At 68.1% G+C, this 18,683-nt stretch carries 19 protein-coding genes, 1 tRNA gene and 1 pseudogene; 17 read left to right on the plus strand and 4 right to left on the minus strand.

The genetic code is table 11. The annotated features are described in order from the left end of the window. Positions 1–209 precede the first annotated feature (209 nt). From A0W70_RS03905 to A0W70_RS03915, 3 genes are all read right to left on the minus strand, one after another. A complete protein-coding gene (locus A0W70_RS03905; RefSeq protein WP_139150706.1) occupies positions 210–1,208 on the minus strand; it encodes a PA2778 family cysteine peptidase in 999 nt (332 codons plus the stop codon). A gap of 19 nt (positions 1,209–1,227) precedes the next feature. After that, positions 1,228–1,626 (minus strand): DUF6627 family protein, encoded by a 399-nt coding sequence (locus tag A0W70_RS03910; RefSeq protein ID WP_070988314.1) that lies wholly within the window; start codon positions 1,624–1,626, stop codon positions 1,228–1,230. A 153-nt stretch (positions 1,627–1,779) separates the two neighbouring features. Beyond that, a complete protein-coding gene (locus tag A0W70_RS03915) occupies positions 1,780–3,219 on the minus strand; it encodes an OmpP1/FadL family transporter (protein ID WP_139150708.1) in 1,440 nt (479 codons plus the stop codon). On the opposite strand from A0W70_RS03915, the gene A0W70_RS03920 reads away from it, so the two are divergent. The 15 genes and pseudogenes from A0W70_RS03920 to A0W70_RS03990 all read left to right on the plus strand — a co-directional run bounded on the left by A0W70_RS03920 (position 3,192) and on the right by A0W70_RS03990 (position 16,184). Beyond that, positions 3,192–3,268 (plus strand) — tRNA-Pro (locus A0W70_RS03920). The genes A0W70_RS03915 and A0W70_RS03920 overlap by 28 nt on opposite strands. A 248-nt stretch (positions 3,269–3,516) precedes the next feature. After that, entirely contained in the window at positions 3,517–4,149 is a 633-nt protein-coding gene (gmk, locus tag A0W70_RS03925; RefSeq protein ID WP_070988316.1) for a guanylate kinase, read from the plus strand. Between the two features lie 75 nt (positions 4,150–4,224). Then, positions 4,225–4,419: pseudogene (rpoZ, locus tag A0W70_RS17305) on the plus strand (DNA-directed RNA polymerase subunit omega); the annotation flags it as partial. Positions 4,420–4,676: 257 nt separating this feature from the next. After that, on the plus strand, positions 4,677–6,845 hold the full coding sequence (locus A0W70_RS03935) for a RelA/SpoT family protein (RefSeq protein WP_070988360.1): 2,169 nt from the start codon (positions 4,677–4,679) through the stop codon (positions 6,843–6,845). 457 nt (positions 6,846–7,302) lie between these two features. After that, positions 7,303–7,689, plus strand: a complete 387-nt coding sequence (locus A0W70_RS03940; RefSeq protein WP_070988318.1) for a Rid family detoxifying hydrolase — start codon at positions 7,303–7,305, stop codon at positions 7,687–7,689. Positions 7,690–7,693: 4 nt separating this feature from the next. Continuing rightward, positions 7,694–9,784, plus strand: a complete 2,091-nt coding sequence (gene recG / locus A0W70_RS03945; protein ID WP_070988319.1) for an ATP-dependent DNA helicase RecG — start codon at positions 7,694–7,696, stop codon at positions 9,782–9,784. Positions 9,785–9,808: 24 nt separating this feature from the next. After that, complete coding sequence (locus tag A0W70_RS03950; protein WP_070988320.1) at positions 9,809–10,357, plus strand: chorismate--pyruvate lyase family protein; 549 nt, start codon at positions 9,809–9,811, stop codon at positions 10,355–10,357. A 103-nt stretch (positions 10,358–10,460) separates the two neighbouring features. After that, complete coding sequence (gene gspG / locus A0W70_RS03955) at positions 10,461–10,916, plus strand: type II secretion system major pseudopilin GspG (RefSeq protein WP_070988321.1); 456 nt, start codon at positions 10,461–10,463, stop codon at positions 10,914–10,916. A gap of 45 nt (positions 10,917–10,961) precedes the next feature. Next, positions 10,962–11,522 (plus strand): type II secretion system minor pseudopilin GspH, encoded by a 561-nt coding sequence (gene gspH / locus A0W70_RS03960; RefSeq protein ID WP_281182034.1) that lies wholly within the window; start codon positions 10,962–10,964, stop codon positions 11,520–11,522. Then, positions 11,522–11,929, plus strand: a complete 408-nt coding sequence (gspI, locus tag A0W70_RS03965) for a type II secretion system minor pseudopilin GspI (protein ID WP_070988323.1) — start codon at positions 11,522–11,524, stop codon at positions 11,927–11,929. The genes gspH and gspI overlap by 1 nt, the downstream gene beginning before the upstream one ends. Continuing rightward, the gene (gene gspJ, locus A0W70_RS03970; protein ID WP_070988324.1) at positions 11,926–12,579 is read left to right on the plus strand and encodes a type II secretion system minor pseudopilin GspJ; all 654 of its coding nucleotides are present in this window, start codon (positions 11,926–11,928) and stop codon (positions 12,577–12,579) included. The genes gspI and gspJ overlap by 4 nt, the downstream gene beginning before the upstream one ends. Beyond that, on the plus strand, positions 12,576–13,619 hold the full coding sequence (gene gspK / locus A0W70_RS03975; protein ID WP_070988325.1) for a type II secretion system minor pseudopilin GspK: 1,044 nt from the start codon (positions 12,576–12,578) through the stop codon (positions 13,617–13,619). The genes gspJ and gspK overlap by 4 nt, the downstream gene beginning before the upstream one ends. A gap of 143 nt (positions 13,620–13,762) precedes the next feature. Beyond that, positions 13,763–14,935 carry a type II secretion system protein GspL gene (gspL, locus tag A0W70_RS03980; RefSeq protein WP_175443064.1) on the plus strand — a complete coding sequence of 391 codons (1,173 nt, stop codon included), beginning with the start codon at positions 13,763–13,765 and terminating at the stop codon, positions 14,933–14,935. Beyond that, the gene (gene gspM, locus A0W70_RS03985) at positions 14,932–15,420 is read left to right on the plus strand and encodes a type II secretion system protein GspM (protein WP_070988327.1); all 489 of its coding nucleotides are present in this window, start codon (positions 14,932–14,934) and stop codon (positions 15,418–15,420) included. The genes gspL and gspM overlap by 4 nt, the downstream gene beginning before the upstream one ends. Further along, complete coding sequence (locus tag A0W70_RS03990; RefSeq protein ID WP_070988328.1) at positions 15,417–16,184, plus strand: type II secretion system protein N; 768 nt, start codon at positions 15,417–15,419, stop codon at positions 16,182–16,184. The genes gspM and A0W70_RS03990 overlap by 4 nt, the downstream gene beginning before the upstream one ends. Before the next feature lie 11 nt (positions 16,185–16,195). Here A0W70_RS03990 and yrfG read toward each other — a convergent pair whose 3' ends face one another. Next, a complete protein-coding gene (gene yrfG, locus A0W70_RS03995) occupies positions 16,196–16,897 on the minus strand; it encodes a GMP/IMP nucleotidase (protein ID WP_070988329.1) in 702 nt (233 codons plus the stop codon). Positions 16,898–17,314: 417 nt separating this feature from the next. Here yrfG and nudE point away from each other — a divergent pair, with 417 nt between their 5' ends. Then, positions 17,315–17,869 (plus strand): ADP compounds hydrolase NudE, encoded by a 555-nt coding sequence (gene nudE, locus A0W70_RS04000; protein ID WP_070988330.1) that lies wholly within the window; start codon positions 17,315–17,317, stop codon positions 17,867–17,869. After that, complete coding sequence (cysQ, locus tag A0W70_RS04005; protein ID WP_070988331.1) at positions 17,866–18,672, plus strand: 3'(2'),5'-bisphosphate nucleotidase CysQ; 807 nt, start codon at positions 17,866–17,868, stop codon at positions 18,670–18,672. Before nudE ends, cysQ begins: the two co-directional genes overlap by 4 nt. The last annotated feature ends 11 nt before the right edge of the window (positions 18,673–18,683 follow it).

Consider the following 18,683-nt stretch of genomic DNA (forward strand, 5'->3'; position numbering starts at 1 on the left):
AAGGGCCAAGGCGCGCTGGTTGGCTCCGGGAACGTAGGCCGGCTTTTGCCGAAGGCAACAGCCGGCATGAAGTCGATGCGCTGGTCGCGGCCTTGTTTGCCGGCTGGCTCCCTTCGGTCGCAAGCCGGCCTACGTTTAAGGGCGCGGGTGGGTTGCGGTCGTCGCGGGTTGGGTGGTCGAAGGGAACCCGGCGGTTCGCGGCCGCTGGGCTATTGCACCGGGCACTGCGGAAGGCTGGCTTCAGCGGGCGGAACGTTGCCCCCTTGCGCGCGAATTTCCCTGAGGGTATCGCGTGGACCGGGCGCGTCCGGCGCCAGGCGGGTTGCGCATTGGGCGGACTGCACGGCGGCGCCCTGGTCGCCGGTGGCCGCGAGTGCATAAGCGAGGTTGTTCCAGCCCGGGGCTTCCGATGGCGCCAGGGTGATCGCCTGCAGGAAGGCATCGCGGGCCGCCTCCGGATCGTCCGCCGCGAACGCGGCGTTGCCCCGGGCCATCCACGCGGCGGTCTGCTCCGGCCAGCGCCGGGTCGCGGCGCGGTAGCCCTTGCGGGCCGCAGCGACCTGCGCCGTGCTTTCGAGTTCGCGGACGGCCCGGAGCCATTCCAGCGCCGTCGCCGTGGCCGGCGGTTCATCCGGTGGCACGACCACCTGTGCCCATTTGTCCGCGCGCGTCCAGGTACGCTCGAAGGCGGTAAACGCCGTGACCCGCCGGCGCGTCGTCCCGGACCGAAGGATCAGTTCCTGCTCATTCAGGTCGTAACCGACCGCCACCGCGTAGTGCCAGCGCGGGAACCAGTCGAGCCCGAGGTTCTGCATCACCAGTACCGGGCGCCCGGATGCGATCTCGCGCAGCAGATCGGTCAGCTCCGGCGCCAGCGGGTAGGGCACCAGACCGCGCGCCCGGGTCGCCGCGCGCATCTCGCTGCGCAGTGTGCCCTTGCGGGCCGGGACATAGACCTCGTCGACCAGATCGGATGGTGCGCTGGCTCGTGTCGTGTGCGGGAGTACCGTCGCCAGCGCCGCCGGTCCGCACTGCCAGCGTTCCTGGGGGTGGAACGGGACCTCTTCGAGTTCGACGCGTGGCGGCAGGTCGGGGGGTGGGTCGCGGTCAAGCCGTGCCGTCTGCGGCGCGGCGCAGCCGGCCAGCAGCAGGGCCGCGCCGATCAGGGCGATCGGTGCGGCCCGCATGCGGCCGGCGCCGGTGGACATGCGCTGTCCGTCCGGTCGGTTACTTGACCGGATGGATGAACGGGAAGATGTCGGTTGCCCCGATGACGTCGGTGACGACAAACACGATGAACACGACGAGGGCAGCGCCCACGACCGAAGCGCTGCCGGCCGGGAGTTCGTCGATCCGGCCGTGCAGCTGCGCGATCTCGGCGTCGGTCATGTTCTGGATGCGCATTTCGGCATCGGCGGGATCGACGCCGTATTCGACCAGTTGCTCGCGGACATCCTCGCGCTCGACCAGTGCGACCAGCTCCGCGCGTTGATCCCTGGTCTCGACGGTGCCGAGGACTTCATCGGTGCCGACCATCGCGGCGTGGGCCGGGGCGGTCGCTACGAACAGCAGCATCAGGGCACAGCAGATGGCGCCAAAGCGCTGACGGGCAGAACGATGGGTCATGGTTGGCCTCCGTGAGATCAGAGGCCCGATTCTTGGCGGCTGGCCCGGTTCCGTCAAGCGGGGAAGTCATGACGGTGTGACGTGGGTCGCACTGCGTCCCGGAACGGTCGCTGAAACCCCCGGGGCCGAAGCACGGCCCCGGGGAGGGTTGGATCAGAAGCGCCAGTTGCCGGCCACGGAGAGGATGTCGACCGTCGGGTCGAATTCGCCGCGCAGGGTGTTGCCCTGTTCCGTGTTGTTGACCTTGACCTCGTCCACGAACAGGTGGGCGTAGCCGACGTCGATCGAGGCGGTATCGGAGAGCTCGAAGTTGGCGCCGAACGTGATCCACGTGCGGTCCCCGTCCGGAATCCGTGGGGATGTCGTCTCGGGGCTGGAGATCGGGCTCTCGTCGTAGGCGACGCCAGCCCGCAATTTGGTCGAGTCCAGCCCCGTGTACGTGCCGCCCAGCGAGTAGCGGAACGTGTTCTCGTACTCGAGGTCAAGTGTGGAAACCGGTACACCAGTAGTCCGCACGATTCGCAGTTGCTGAATCGATTCCCATTCATACCAGGCGATGTCGGCATCCACCCGCCAGTTGTCACCGATACCGTGTGTTCCGCTCAAGGTGATGATATCGGGCAGTTCGATCTCAGCTCGTACGTCACCTTCCCGGGCCATCTCAAGGGCGTCAAAGCCGGCGCTGCAAGTGGGGTCAGCGTCGCACGCCTGCGAGCGATCGAAATTGGCTTCGCCTTCCAGCGTGTAGTCGACGCCCTGCCGCCAAGAGAGGCCGACGCGGGTGTCGGAGTCGAACTCGTAGAGCATGCTGAGATCGAATCCGAAACTTCGGTCATCGCCCGTTATCCGGGAATCTCCGTCGAAGGCTTGGATTCCCTGTTGCGAGGCGTCAACTTTATTTTCGAGTGTTGCGTCGATTGATTGGTAATTGACGCCAAAGCCAAGGGAAAGCTGGTCGGTCGCCTGGAATGCAACGCTCGGGTTGATATTGACGGTTTCGAGTTCGCTGTTCGTCGCATGATAGCGCCCGACCCAGTCATCGTCGTATTCACTGGTCAGGCCGAAGGGTGCATTGATCCCGAGGCCGACGGACACGGTGTCGTTGAGGGGGGCCGAATAGTAAAAATTTGGGACGAGAGCGGAGTCGTCGGTGTTCCCATCGCTGCCTGATAGTGGCATTCCTGTGGTGTTGTTCGTTGACCCCTGATTCTCAAAATCCGCTTCGGGCTGGATAAAGTGCCCCCCCAGCTGTGCGGTAGGTCCATTCAGCCGTGTCATGCCGGCGCCGTTGAAGAAGACGGTGCTGGCGTCGTCGGCCGACGATGCTGTGCCGGCGAAGGCGTTCCCGAGGCGTGAGGCGCTCGACTCGATGATGTAGAACGACGCCGCACTGGCGGTGCCGGGGATGGCCGCCAGCAGCGCGGCGGCGAGGGCCGATCGGTGGATCAGTCTTACTGTCATTGCTCCCCTCCAGTTACCCGTCCGCGCTCCGGCGGCGGGTTTGTGACGGATTCCGCTTTGCGTTAGACTCCGCGGCTCGGCGCGGCGCCAGTCGTGTCCGGTGTCGGGGTGTAGCTCAGCTTGGTAGAGCACTGCCTTCGGGAGGCAGGGGCCGCAGGTTCAAATCCTGCCACCCCGACCATCTTTCCTTTCCCGCGCGATCGAACTCCAGCAGCTTCCTTACCCGTCCGGATTTTCGTTCGTGTGCGCTGAGCGCGGGTCGACGCTAGCACAGCGCGACCGGGGCATCCATGGCACGGTCATCGGTCCCGTCGATCCGGCCGGCTCCCGCATGGCCCATTAGCACCTCGACGGACCAGTCAGCGGGGGCGTTGGCCGCCCGCCTTTGCTATCCTGCCGTGATCCCGAACAACCGCTCATGGAGACCGCGTGACCGGCGGCTGCCTGTATACCCTTTCCGCGCCCTCCGGGGCGGGCAAAACGAGCCTTGTCCGTGCGCTGCTCGACAACGACGAGCAGCTCACGCTGTCGATCTCGCATACCACCCGCCCGCGCCGTGAAGGGGAGACCGACGGGGTGGACTATTTCTTCGTCGATGATCCGGCCTTCGACGGCATGATCGCGCAGGGCGAGTTCCTGGAACACGCCCGTGTGTTCGATAACCGCTATGGCACGTCCGCGCGGGTGGTCGAAGAGACGCTGGCGGGCGGGCGCGACGTGCTGCTCGAGATCGACTGGCAGGGTGCGCGCCAGGTGCGGGAACGGGTCGCGGGGGCGGTATCGATTTTCGTGCTGCCGCCGTCGCGCGATGCCCTGGTCGAGCGCCTGCGCGCCCGCGGCCAGGATGCGGATGAGGTGATCGAGCGCCGGATGGAGGCCGCGATCGACGAGATGGCGCACTACACGGAGGCCGATTACCTGATCGTCAACGACGATTTCGATGAGGCGCTGGCGGACCTGCGCGCGATCGTCCGTGCCGGTCGCGTGCGCCGGCCCCGCCAGGCCGCCCGCTGTGCGGATCTGATCGCCGAACTGCTGGCGCCGGCGGACGGCATCCGGTAAAATCGGAAGGTCTAGTGAGTGTTGGAAGTTCCGTGCGGTCCGCGCCGTACGGCCTGATGTGACGAGGAGGGGCGCATGGCCCGCATTACCGTTCAGGATTGTCTGGAAAACGTTGATAACCGTTTTGAGCTCGTGCTGACCGCCTCGCGGCGTGCCCGCCAGGTGTCGCTCGGCGCCGAGCCGCGTGTCCCGCGCGAGAACGACAAGCCGACGGTGATTGCCCTGCGCGAAATCGCGGAAGGCCTGGTGGGCCGTGAAGTCCTCGACGAGCCGGAAGCCGATTCCGCGCCGGAAGCGGCCATCGAGGAAGAGGCCGCCGAGGCCGCTGCGGGAGACGCCGCGAGCACGGAAGAGGCATCGGCCACCGGGACCGCATCCACCGAGGAGGCGGAGCAGCCGTCGGACGAGGCCAAGCGCCCGGACGAGGGATCCGCCGAAGAGACCTGAGCGCCGTCCCGCCTTCAGGGGCGCGCGGGTCGGAGGCCGAAGGCATGTCGCCGTCCGCCCGCCGCGTGGCCGAACAGGAAATGGCCGGCCGCCGTATGGCGCCGGTCGCCGAAGACCGCTACACGATCGACGACCTCTGCGCCGAGCTCGAACCGCGCCTCGACGCCGACTCGCTGGAACGCATCCGCCGCGCCTACGCCTTCGGTGCACGGGCCCACGAGGGCCAGCAGCGGCTGACCGGCGAGGCCTACATCACCCACCCCCTGTCGGTCGCCCGCACCGTCTCCGAACTCTCGCTCGACGCCGACAGCATCGTCGCCGCGCTGCTGCATGACGTCCTCGAGGACACGAGCGTACCGCGGGAACGGATCGAGGCGGATTTCGGCGAGACCGTCGCCCGCCTGGTCGACGGCCTGAGCAAGCTGACCCATCTCAGTTTCAATTCGCGCGCGGAGCAGCAGGCCGCGAATTTCCAGAAGATGATGCTGGCGATGGTCGACGATATCCGCGTCGTCCTCATCAAGCTCGCCGATCGCCTGCACAACATGCGCACCCTGGGCGTCATGCCGGTGCATAAACGCCATCGCATCGCCCGCGAGACGCTCGATATCTATGCGCCGATCGCCAACCGGCTCGGCATCAATACACTCAAGCACGAACTCGAGGATCTGGGCTTCGCGGCCCTGTATCCGATGCGCTACCGCATCCTGTCGGAGGCGGTCCGGCGGGCGCGCGGCAACCGCAAGGAGCTGATGCAGAAGATCGAGATCGTGATGGCCGAGCGCCTGCATCAGGAGGGGCTCGACGCGCGCGTGATCGGACGCGAGAAGCCGCTCTACAGCATGTATCGCAAGATGCGCGAGAAACACCTCTCTTTCAGTGAGGTGTTCGACAAGTTCGCGATCCGGGTAATCGTCGACAGCGTCGATACCTGCTATCGCACGCTCGGCCTGCTGCACAATCTCTACAAGCCGGTGCCCGGGCGCTTCAAGGACTACATCGCGATCCCGAAAGGCAACGGGTACCAGTCTCTGCACACGGCGCTGTTCGGCCCGCACAGTATCCCTATCGAGGTTCAGATCCGCACCGCCGACATGGACCGCTTCGCCGAATCCGGCATCGCCGCGCACTGGCTGTACAAGTCGCGCGGCGACGATTCCGAGCACCCGCTCAAGACGCACGGGCCGGCGCGCGAGTGGCTGCGCAGCCTGCTCGATATGCAGCAGTCGACCGGCAGCTCGGTCGAATTCCTGGAACACGTCAAGATGGACCTGTTCCCCGACGAGATGTACGTGTTCTCGCCGCGGGGGGACATCTACAAGCTGCCGGCCCAGGCCACGGTCATCGATTTCGCGTACGCGGTGCACTCGCAGATCGGTCACACCTGTGTCGCGGCCAAGATCGACCGGCGCCTGTCGCCGCTGTCGACGCCCCTGCATTCCGGCCAGACGGTCGAGGTCGTGACCGCCCCCGGGTCGACGCCGAGCCCGCTGTGGCTGAACTTCGTCGTCACCGCCAAGGCGCGCAGCGCGATTCGCCACTACCTCAAGTACCAGGCCACCGAAGAGGCGACCGAGTTCGGCCGCCGGCTCGTGCGGCGCCATCTGGACCGTTACGGCATGACGATCGACGACATCGAGCCCGATCGCATGCAGCGCACCCTCACCGAGTTCGGTTACCGCGATGCCGATCACCTGTGGATCGAGGTCGGGCTGGGCAACCGCCTGCCGAGTCAGGTGGTCAAGCGCCTGGTGCCGGAGGATCGTGCCGCGGCCACCCAGGAAAACCGCGACAAGCCCGGTGTCGAGCCGGTCCTGCTCGAGGGCGGCGAGAGCATGGTCGTGTCGTTCGCCCGCTGCTGTCGCCCGATCCCCGGCGATAACATCCAGGGCTTCCTGTCCGCCGGCAAGGGCGTGGTCATTCACCGCGCGTCCTGTTCCAACGTGGCCGACTACCGCCGGCGGCCGGACAAGTGGCTGCCGGTCGAATGGGCGCCGGACGTCGATGGTGAGTTCTCCGCCTGCATCACCGTCGAGGTGATGGACCGCCGCGGCGTTCTCGCGCGTGTGGCGACGCTGATCTCCGACCAGGATGCCAACATCGAGCATCTGGAGTTCGAGGACCGCGACCGCATGACCTCCGTGCTCCGCCTCGTCCTCTCTGTCCACGACCGCGTCCACCTCGCCCGAATCATCCGCACCCTCCGCCAACTCCCCGCCGTCATGCGCGTCCGCCGAGAAACCCGCTGATCGACCGAGCGCGATCGCCAGGGCAAAAAATCGAACCACGAATGAACACGAATGGACACGAATGCTGCCGCAGGGCATTTACCGCGCCCGGGAGCTTCGCTGGAGTGTCTGTGGCAATGGGGTCTCGTTCGGAACCACAGATAGACACAGATGAACACGGATAAGGTCAAAACCTGCGATGGCGTGAGATCACGCCATCGCTGTCTGCCATCGACCGCCTTTGACTTTATCTGTGTCCATCTGTGTTCATCTGTGGTTCTTAATCCCGGCGTCGGGACCACCAGCCTCTCAGCGAAGCTCCGATAATCTCACGGGGCCCTGCGGCAGCCATTCGTGTGCATTCGTGTTCATTCGTGGTTCTTAACAGCCTCCGCACGAAGCACGAGAGGCCTCGCCAGCGGGGCGTGTGCTTTGTACACTCGCGCATCCGCGCTAGCCCTTTGATCCGGAGTTCGACATGACCCGACGCGTGATTCAGACCGATGCCGCGCCCGCGGCGATCGGGGCGTATTCCCAGGCCGTGGTGACCGGCGATACCGTGTACGTATCGGGCCAGATCCCGCTGGTGCCGGAGACCATGGAAATCGATGATGGCGACATCAATGCGAAGATCCGCCGGGTTTTCGCGAACGTCCAGGCCGTCACCGAGGCCGCCGGCGCCCGGCTTGATCAGGTCATCAAGCTCAACGTCTATCTGACCGACCTCGGCAATTTCCCGATCGTGAACGAGGTCCTGGGCGAGTTCTTCGACGAGCCCTACCCGGCGCGCGCCGTCGTCGGCGTGGCGGCGTTGCCGAAGGGCGTGCCGGTCGAGGTGGACGCGATCGTCTCGCTCGCCGACTGAGTCCGTGGCCGAGGCCGCAACGAGCCCGGCCGAGACGACGCCGGTCACGGCGCTGCCCGGGGTGGGTGAGCGCCTGGCCGAGCGTCTCGCGCGGCTCGGCCTCGCGACCGTTGCGGATGTGCTGTTCCACCTGCCGCTGCGCTACCAGGACCGGACCCGCGTGCGCCGGATCGGTGAGCTGCGGCCAGGCGATGAGGCCGTGGTCGATGCAACGGTCGAGCACGCGAGTATTGTCCACGGGCGCCGGCGCGCTCTGGTCGCGCGCGTCCACGACGGGACCGGCGGCCTCACGCTGCGCTGGTTTCACTTCGCCGACCGCCAGCGCAAGCAGCTGGTCCATGGCGCGCGCATCGCACTCTATGGCGAGGTCCGGCACGGGCCGGCGGGCCTGGAGATCGCGCATCCGGAGTACCGACTGCTCGGTCCCGATGCGGCGCCCGCGGTCGAGAATGCCCTGACCCCGGTCTACCCGGCGACCGAAGGGGTCGGCCAGGCGACGCTGCGCCGCGTGACCACGGCGGCGCTGGAGCGGCTCGGCCGCGGCGTGGCACTGGCGGATCCGCTGGTCGATTTCGCCCCGGATGGTCTGCCACCGCTGCATACGGCCCTGGTGACCGTCCACCGCCCGCCACCCGATGTCGATACCGCGGCGCTGCTCGCGGGCAGTCATCCGGCCTGTCGGCGCCTCGCGTTCGAGGAACTGCTCGCACATCATCTGAGTCTGCTGCGGCTGCGCCAGCGGGCGCGGGCGCGTTCCGCACCGTCACTGGTGGGCGATGGCGAACTGTCCGGCGCCCTGCGCGGCGCGCTCCCGTTCGCGCTGACGGGGGCCCAGGAGCGCGTCGTCCGTGAAGTGGATGCCGACCTGCAACAGCCGTATCCGATGCTGCGGCTGGTCCAGGGGGATGTCGGTTCCGGCAAGACGGTGGTCGCCGCGCTGGCCGCGCTGCAGTGCATCGAGGCCGGGTACCAGGCGGCCGTGATGGCGCCCACCGAGGTGCTGGCCGAGCAGCATTACCGCAGCTTCGCGGCATGGCTGGAACCGCTCGGTATCCGGGTCGGCTGGCTGACGGGACGGCTGGCCGCCGGCGCGCGCCGACGTGAATCCGAGGCGATCGCGAGCGGTGAGACCGGTGTGGCGATCGGCACGCACGCACTGTTTCAGGAGGAGGTCGCATTCGCCCGCCTCGGGCTGGCGGTCATCGACGAACAGCACCGCTTTGGCGTGCATCAGCGCCTGGCGCTGCGCGAGAAGGGCCAGGCTGGCGGTGTGGTACCCCACCAGTTGATCATGACCGCGACGCCGATCCCGCGCACGCTGGCGATGACGGCCTACGCGGATCTCGACAGTTCCGTCATCGATGAACTGCCGCCCGGACGTCAGCCGGTGGAGACCATCGCCGTATCGTCCGCGCGCCGTGACGAGGTGGTCGCGCGCGTGGGCACCGCCTGCAGCCAGGGGCACCAGGCGTATTGGGTGTGCACGCTGATCGAGGTCTCCGAGGCCCAGGCGGGCCAGGCCGCCGCCGAGACGGAAGCCGCGTTGGCCGAGGCGTTACCTGAGCTCCGGGTAGGACTGGTCCACGGCCGGCTCAAGGCCGCCGACAAGGAAGCGGTGATGGGCGCTTTCCAGCGGGGCGAGATCGATCTGCTGGTGGCGACCACGGTGATCGAGGTCGGCGTCGACGTGCCGAACGCCAGTCTGATGGTGATCGAGAATTCCGAGCGCCTGGGCCTGTCGCAACTGCACCAGCTGCGCGGCCGGGTCGGCCGTGGGGCGGAGGCCAGTCTCTGCGTGCTGCTGTACGACGGCCCCCTGTCGGAAACGGCCCGGGCCCGCCTCGGCACGCTGCGCGAGACGAGTGACGGTTTCCGGATCGCGGAGAAGGACCTGGAACTGCGCGGGCCCGGGGAAGTCCTGGGTACGCGCCAGACCGGTGCCGTCGGCTTCCGTATCGCCGAACCGATGCGCGACGCCGGCCTGCTGCCGCGGGTGCGCGAGTGCGCCGAATCCGTGCTGGCCGCGGACACCGCGGCGGTGGATCTGCTGATCGCCCGCTGGCTGGCGGATGGTGAGCGCTATGGTGATGCCTGAGCAGCCCGGGAACGAGCGAAGCGGATGACGCCGACCCGCAATCCATTCTGGTATCGTGCCGACCGGCTGCACCGTGAACGTGTGCCGGCAGCGGTCCGCACCTGGCTCTTTGCGGGCGGGTCGCTGACCGCCCACGTCCGCGCCCGCTGTCCGGATGGCTTCCGTCTGCGCATCCTGCGCCAGCGGGTCGCGCCGCCCCGGCGTGACGAGGCCGCGCTGCTGGGGATTCCTCCCGGTGGTCGCGCGCTCGTGCGCGAAATCGCACTGTGCTGTGGTGCACGGCCGCTGGTCGTCGCGCGAACCATCATCCCCCTGGCCAGCCTGCGCGGCCGTCAGCAGCGCCTGGCGGGGCTGGGGCGGCGGCCGCTGGGCGCGCTGTTGTTCGCCGACCGCAGTGCCCGGCGCGAGCCGTACCAGATCGCCCGCTTGACGCTGCGCCAGGCGGGGATCGCGCGGCCGCCGGTCGTGGCTGCGCCGGTCTGGGGCCGGCGGGCGGTGTTCCGCCTCGGCGGGGTGCCGCTGCTGGTGAGTGAATTCTTCCTGCCGGTTCTGTACGAAAGAGACAGCGATTGATCCGGCGGACGGCGTCTACGCAACGTATTATTCTTGACTGCTCGCATATTCGATTACTGACGCCCCGGCCTGGCCGTCGGGCGCCGCAACGAGGGAACGAACCATGTTATTCAGTCGCAGTAACCGCCGCTGGAGCGGCGGTTTCACCCTGATCGAGGTCATGGTGGTGGTGGCGATCCTCGCCATTCTGGCCGCGGTCGTCGTGCCGCGCGTCATGGATGAGCCGGCCAAGGCGCGCCGGGCCAAGGCCGCCCAGGATATCCGCGCCATCGAGAGCGCGCTCGATCTCTACAAGCTCGACAATTTCCGCTACCCGTCCACGGACCAGGGCCTGGAAGCGCTGGTGGAGCGCCCGACGGGTGGTCCGGAACCGAAGAATTACAAGGAGGGCGGTTACCTGCGCCAGCTGCCACGCGACCCCTGGGGGAATCCTTATCAGTATCTCAATCCCGGCGAGCATGGTGAGATCGATGTCTATTCGTTCGGCGCCGATGGCTCACCGGGCGGGGAGGACGAGAACGCGGATATCGGCAACTGGAACACCGACGGCCGGAACTGAATGGGCCCCCACCGGTACCGCCCCGGTATCCGCGCGGCCGCAGCGATGACGTCGTCTATCCGGTGCGCCCGCGGGTTTACGATGATCGAGCTGATGGTCGTCATCCTGCTGGTCGGCCTGCTCGTGTCGTTCGCGATGCTGAGCGTGGGCGGTCCGTCGGCGCGCGATATCCAGCATGAAGAGGCCCGACGGATCCTCGCGCGCATGGATCTCGCGCGCGAGGAAGCGGTGATGCAGGCGCGCTCGCTTGGCGTGCGTTTCGAGCGCGATGGGTACCTGTTCTACGGCATCGGCGAGGGGCAATGGCGGATGCTGGAACAGGGCGGTCTGCTCGATCCGCACGAGCTGCCGGAGGCCGTCGCCATCGACGTCGAAATCGACGGTCTCGAAGTCGAGCTCTTCGGTGATGATGAAACGGCCGCGGGAGAAAACGGCGACGATGGGGACGACGAGGAGGAGGCGGTGCGCCCGCAGATCTTCTTCCTCGCCGGCGGCGAGATCGTGCCGGATTTCACCATCCGCATCCTGTCCGAAGACACCGACACCGAGTACCGCATCCAGCCCGGTGACGAGCAGTGGCTGACGCTGGCGGAAGAGCGGTTCTGATGCGCCCACGCCGCACCGCGCTGGCACGCGGTTTCACGCTGATTGAGGTGTTGGTCGCGCTGTTCGTGTTCGCGGTCGCCATGACCGTGCTGGTGCAGTCGGGCACCCATCGGGCGCAGAATCTGGACTACCTGCGCGACCGCACCCTCGCGAGCTGGATCGCGGCGGACCGGATTACCGCGATCCGCCTGGACCCGGAAGAGATCAGCACCGGCACGCGCGATGGCGAGGTCGAGATGACCCGGCGCACGTGGTTCTGGGAGGCGGAGGTGAGCGCGACGGAGGACGATACCGTGCGCCGTATCGAGGTCGCGGTGCGCCTGGACGAAGACGGCGAGCCGGTCGCGCGGATGACCGGATTCGCGCCGGTCCCCGGCGTGATCGCGGACGCGGGTGACGGCCCATGACCCCGCGCGGCTTCACCCTGCTGGAACTGCTGGTGGCGCTGGCGATCTTTACGGTGATCGGTGCGGCCGCCTACACGGGGCTGTTTTCGGTGCTGGAGGCGCGCGAGGCGACACGGGCGCAGTCGGAGCGCCTCGCCGCCGTCCAGTATGCGGTCGATACCTTCGTCGATGATCTGGCCCAGGCCACCGACCGCCCCGTACGCAACGTGCAGCCGCGGGCACGCGCGCCGCTGTATGCCCCCGGCCCCGATATCGACCCGCTGCTCGCCGTGACCCGCGGCGGCTGGCCCAATCCCGCCCGGTTGCCGCGCAGCACGCTCGCACGCGTGGAATGGTTGCTCGACGAGCGCGAACTCGTGCGCCAGACCCGCGCCCGGCCGGATGCCCCGGACCAGGTCGAACCGGTCCGGCGGCGGCTGCTCGAGCGGGTCGACGGCGTCGAGCTGCGTTTCCGGGATACCGAGGGCGAGTGGTCGCCGCGCTGGCCGCCCCTGAACGCGCCGGATGCCGCGGCGACCCTCCCGCGCGCCGTCGAGGTGACGCTGGAACTCGCGGACTGGGGCGAGGTCCGTCGTCTGGTGGCTTTGCCGCGGGGCGCTGCCTCCCGCCCGCCCGTGCCCGCCGATGCCGCTCAGGAGGGGCAGGAATGAGGCCGGGTCCATGCAACCGACCGCGGCCTGCGCTGCCCTCGCGCGAGCGCGGCGTCGCGCTCATCACCGTGCTGTTCGTGGTGGCCCTCGCCACGGCCGCGGCGGCCTCGATGACCGGCGACCACCAGTTCGATGTCCGCCGCACGGGTAACCGGATCGCCCTTACACAGGCCCATCAGATCGCCCTCGGCGGCGAGTCCTGGGCGATGGGCATCCTCGCGCGTGACCGGCGCGGCGAGACCGGGACCACCGCCGGCGACGACGCGGAGCGGGATCCGGAAATCGACAGCCGGGACGAGATCTGGGCGCAGCAACTGCCGCCGATCCCGATCGAAGGAGGTCAGGTCACCGGGCGGATTATCGATGCCCAGGGGCGCTTCAATATCAACAGCCTGATCGCGGGTGACCGGGTGGATGCGACCGCCATCGGGCGGTTCGAGCGGCTGCTGGATATCCTCGAGCTGGACCGGGAGATCGCTCAGGCCGTGATCGACTGGCTCGATGCGAACAGCGAGACCACGTATCCCGGCGGTGCGGAGGACGATTTCTACGCCACACTGGAGGATCCGTATCAGACCGCCAATCAGCCCGTTGCAGCGGCCAGTGAACTGCGGCTGATCCGTGGCATCGACGCCGCGGCGTGGCGGCGGCTGGCGCCGCACGTGACCGCGCTCCCGGAGGCCACCGCCATCAACGTCAATACGGCGACACCGGCCGTGCTGCGCATGATCGTACCGGGTCTTGGTGAGGGCGAGGCGGATCAGCTGGTCGAGCTGGCGGCGGAGGAGCCGTTCGAAAGCGTAGACGCATTCCGCGAGCACCCGCTGGTCCGACAGGCGAGCCGCCAGGGCAGCGAAGATGGAACCGATGCCGACGGGCCGCCGGGGGGCGTCGGCGGATCGCTCGCCATCGGCACGTCGTATTTCCGTGTGCAGGTCGACGTGCAGATCGGTGCGATCGAGTACAGGCTTTATAGTTGGCTCGCCCGCAACGATAATGGCGCCTCCCGCGTGCTCCGGCGGTCCCGGACACCCCACTGACTGCATGGCGACGGCAATGGCGGCGGCTTACGCGCGCATCAGGAACGATGGCATTGCCCGGTGGCGGGCAGGCGGTTGTGGCAATGCCGCGGGCGCCACGCGCGATCCGCACCGTGCGGGCTCCGCTGGACGCTGGAGGCGCCATGGCGGGTGATCTGATCGTTCGCCTGCCGGCGGCAGAAGATGGCGACTGCTTGTGGCATGACGACGACGTCACCGCGAGTGGTCACGGATCGCTGAGCGCGGCCGCGGAGGCGGCCGCTGGCCGGCGTGTGCATCTGCTGGTGCCGGGAGCGGACGTGCTCATCACGCGGGTCGCCGTCCCGGTGACACAGTCCGCCCGGGCACGCGCCGCGATCCCATGGGCCCTCGAGGACCGCCTGGTCGATGATGTCGAGTCGCTCCATTTCGCGCTGGGTAGACATCACGATACGGGCGAATGGTCCGTCGCGGTCGTTGCCCGGCGGACGCTGGATGCCTGGCTGGAGCGCTGCGCGAAAGCCGGCATCCAGCCGGTATCCGTGCGCCCCGAGCCCCTCGCATTGCCCCGCCCGGAGGCGCAGGAATGGGTCGCGCTGGAGGAGGCCGGATCCATCACCGTGCGCACCGCGGATGATGGCGGCTTCACCTGCGAGCCCGGGATGCTCGCGCTGGTCGCCGGTGCCTGCGACAAGCCTTCGAGAATCCGTCGCCTGGGCGCTGCGAACGCCGAGTGGCCGGCGGAGCTCGCGCCGGTCCTCGGTGCGCCCGAACCGATCGACGATCCGTCCGCGGCCTTTACCGGCACGGGCGGCATCGAGTTGCTGCAGGGCGCATACAGCCGGCGCGAACGGGCCGGTCGACAACTCCGTCGCTGGCGGCTCCCGGCGCTGATCGGTGCCGCGCTGCTGATGGTGGTCGGTATCGACCTCGCGCTCGAGTACGCCGCCCTCGGCACGCGTGAAACCCAACTGCGCGAGCGCATGCAGGCGACCTTCCAGCAGACCTTCCCCGATGTGCAGCAGGTGCAGGACCCGCGGGCCCAGATGGCGGCGCGCCTGCGCTCGCTGCGCGGTGATGGCGGCAGCGGGTCCGGCTTCGCGGAACTGCTCGCGCGCGCCGGGGGCGTGTTGGCCGAGGGCTCAGGTGCGCGCTTGACCGGTTTGACCTGGCGCGGCGATACGCTGGAACTCAAGGTCGCCGCGGACGATCTGCAGGTGCTGGACCGGATCCAGCGTGGCTTCACGGAGGTCGGCCTCGCTGCCGAACTGCGGGGCGCCGATCGGGGCGACGACGGCATCGATGGGCGCATTTCCGTCACGGAGGGCGGCGCATGAAGGCCTGGTTTGAGTCGCTGGCGCCGCGCGAGCGCCGGACCGTCCTCGGCGGCGGCGGCGTGCTGCTGCTGGTGCTGGCCTATCTGCTCGTGGTGGAACCGGTTATCGGGGCGTTTGCCGAACGCGAGCGCCGCGTCGAGACCCTGACGCAGCAACTGGAATGGATGCGCGATGCCGCCGCCGAGGTCGCGGAGCTGCGCGCCGGCGGCGCCGACCTGAGTGCCGACGGCGATACCCGGCCGCCGTACCTCGCGATCGATACCGCCCTGCGTGGCGCCGGTCTGCCGGAGCCCCGGCGGCTGGAACCGGTGGGCGATGGCGGTGCCCGCCTGGAGTTCGAGGCGGTACCGTTCGATCCGCTGGTGCGCATCGTCGGGCGGTTGCGCTCCGAGAGCGGGTTGTGGGTAACCCGGGCGCGGATCCGGCGCCTGGAAACCTCCGGGCAGGTGTCCGCCCAGCTCACGTTCGAGCGGCCGGGCACATGAAGAAGCGGATCGCGCTGTTCGTCGGGGTGGCGCTGCTCGCGTGGCTGTCGGGTCTTGCCGCCGGGCTTCCGGCCGCCCGTGCAATCGACTGGTTCGCACCGGAAGGCGTTACGGCGGCGGGCGTCAGTGGCACCCTCTGGCAGGGGCGCGCGGCGCGCATCGACACGGGCGGCCCGGCACCGGTCACGGGCGCGGTATGGGATCTGTCCGGATGGCAGCTCCTGCGCGGGCGGCTGGCAGCGGATACGCGTTTCCGGTTCGCGGGCCTCGAAGGCAGCGGGTATCTCGCCAGCGGCGGGGGCCGGATCGATGCGGACGGCCTCACCCTGCGCGGACCCGCCGCGGGCCTCGGTGATCTGCTGCCCCGACTGCCGGTCGAACCCGCCGGACAACTGCTGGTGCGCGTGGAAGCGGCGACGCTCGCTGACGGTCGGATCGAACGTCTCGAGGGCCGGATGCAATGGAGTGAGGCCGCGCTCAGCGCGCCGTTCGACCTCGATCTCGGGATGGTGCGCGCCAGCATCGAGCCGGCGGGGAATGGAGATGGTTACGCCATCGAACTCGATAGTGAGGGGGGCGCGCTTGATATCGGGGGCGTGGCCAATCTGCAGCCCGATGGCGAATACCGGCTCGATCTGCGGCTGACACCGACCGCGAGTGCCCCCGATGGACTGCGCGAAACACTCGGTCTGGCGGCGCAGCGCGAGGGCGACGGGTTCCGCGTGCGGCGCACTGGCCGCCTGACGCTGCCGGGGGGTGGCTGAGGGCGCCGCCGTCAGCCCGATGCCTGGCGAAGATCGGGGGCGTCGGGCAGCAGCACGTCCAGGTGATCGACGGCCGGAAAGCCCTCGAGCCGGTTCGGCGGCGCCGTGCTGTCCGGTTGGCGGATCCCGATCAGGTGACCGATGCCCCACTCGCGGGCGGCCGTGAGCACGTTCGGGTTGTCGTCGATGAACAGGGTCCGCTCGGGCTGGAATCCTTCGCGCTGGTGCAGTCGATCCCAGAACGCGGCGTCCTCCTTCGGCACCCCGAAATCGTGCGATGTGTAGCGGGCCTCGAACCGGCCCCCGAGCGGCAACCGTTCGAACTTGAATCCCATGCTGCCCGGATGCGCGTTGGTCGCCAGCACGCGGCGCTTGCCGGCTGTGCCGAGGGCGTCGAGGAACGCGGGTGCGTGCGGGCGCCAATTCACCAGGTGGCCGATCTCGCGTTTGAGCGCGACCAGATCCAGTTCGAGTTCGCGCTGCCAGTAGTCGAGGCAGTACCAGTCGAGCGTCCCGGCGACCCGCTCATAGCGGCGACGCAGCTCGGTTCGGGCCTCGTGGTCGGGCAGATCCCAGTGATCGGCCAGCCGCCGCGGGAGGTGTTCGAGGAAGAAATGATTGTCGAAGTGCAGGTCGAGCAGCGTGCCGTCGAGATCGAGCAGCACGGTGTCGATGGCGCCCCATGGCAGCGGGGTATGCGGTGTCACTTTCATTCCGGCAATGTACTGCCATTGGGCCCGGAGAGTCCACGAATATCCCGGTTGCCGCTCCCGAGCGGACCTGCCATGCTCGCGGGCTTGCCCGCCTAGTGGGCCATGCGGGCAGTTCGGTTATTCTCTGCGGCGCTGTGCGTGCCTGTCGCAAGGCGCGAGGAGCGAGTGTAGCGCGTCCTACAGGAGTGACGAGCAACACCGCGACAGGTGCGCACAGCACCGCCCTTCGGGAGCGGATATGGCGGTCCATCACGGCGTTGCGCCTCACTCACGTAAGAGGCGCTACGCTCAATCGGCGCGCCTTGTGCTGAACCGCCATGTCCGCTCAGAGAGTAACCGAACTGCCCGCATGGCCCACTAGCCCATCAGGCCCGGGTACGCGAAATCCGGGGCCGCAACACGGGTGCCACGCCGCGCATGACGAACAAGCCCGAGATCCTTGCCTCGCGTGTGGTCGCGCGCAGTCGTCTGTTCGAGATCCAGGAAGTCGATCTGCGTTTCGCCAACGGCACGGAAGTGCAGTTCGAGAAACTCACCAATCGGGGCTTCGGTGCGGTCCTGGTCGTGCCGCTGATCGGTCCGCGGGAGGTCCTGCTCGTGCGCGAATATGGTGCTGGGGTGGACCGCTACGAACTGTCACTGCCCAAGGGGCGCGTCGAGCGGGACGAGGACCCGCTCGTGGCCGCCAACCGGGAACTGCAGGAAGAGGTCGGTTACGGCGCCGGCCGCCTCGAATGCCTGACCGGGCTGACGGTGGCGCCGGGGTATCTGGGCCATGTCACGCAGATCGTGCTGGCGCGCGACCTCTATCCAGCCAGTCTGCCCGGGGATGAACCGGAACCGCCCGAGGTCGTCGAATGGTCGCTCGACGATCTGCCGGCGCTGCTGGCACGGCCGGACTGTACCGAGGCGCGTACATTCGCGGCCCTGTATATCGTGCGCGACCAACTGAATACGGAGAACGAGGAATGAGCCCGGATACCGAACTCGACGAACTCATGCCGGATGTAATCGACCTGGCGGTACGTGCCGGTCACGCGATCCTCGATATCTACAACGGCAGTGGATACGAGGTGGAGAGCAAGGACGATCGCTCTCCGCTGACCAGCGCCGATATCGCATCCCATCAGTTGATCGTCGAGGGGCTCAAGGCCTTGCGCCCGTCCCTGCCGATCCTGTCGGAGGAATCGGCCCACGTCCCCTTCGAGGAGCGCGGCAGCTGGGATCGCTACTGGCTGGTTGACCCACTCGACGGGACGCGCGAGTTCATCAAGCGCAACGGCGAGTTCACGGTCAACATCGCGCTGATCGAGGACGGTGTCCCGGTGATGGGTGTGGTCTATGCGCCGGTCATCGACGTTCGGTACGCCGGCATCCGGGGCCTCGGTGCGTGGAAATGTGTCGGCGAAAACGAGCCGGAGTCGATCTCCGTCTGCCCGCTGTCCAACGGGCCAGTGCGGGTCGCCGGTAGCCGTTCGCACTCGGACGAGCGCCTGCAGGCCTATCTCGACCGGCTCGGCGAGCACGAGCTCCGCCCGATGGGGTCCTCACTGAAGTCCTGCCTCGTCGCCGAAGGGACCGCCGATCTCTATCCGCGCCTCGGCCCCACCTCGGAGTGGGACACCGCGGCGGCGCAGGCGGTGGTCGAGGCCGCCGGCGGGTACGTCACCGATACCGACCTTAAGCCCCTGCGGTACAACCAGACCGATTCGCTGCTCAACCCGGACTTTCTGGTTTTCGGCGACGACAGCCGGGACTGGTCGCAGTACCTGTGAGCATCGGGCTC

The sequence above is a fragment of the Halofilum ochraceum genome (assembly GCF_001614315.2).
Classification (GTDB): domain Bacteria; phylum Pseudomonadota; class Gammaproteobacteria; order XJ16; family Halofilaceae; genus Halofilum; species Halofilum ochraceum.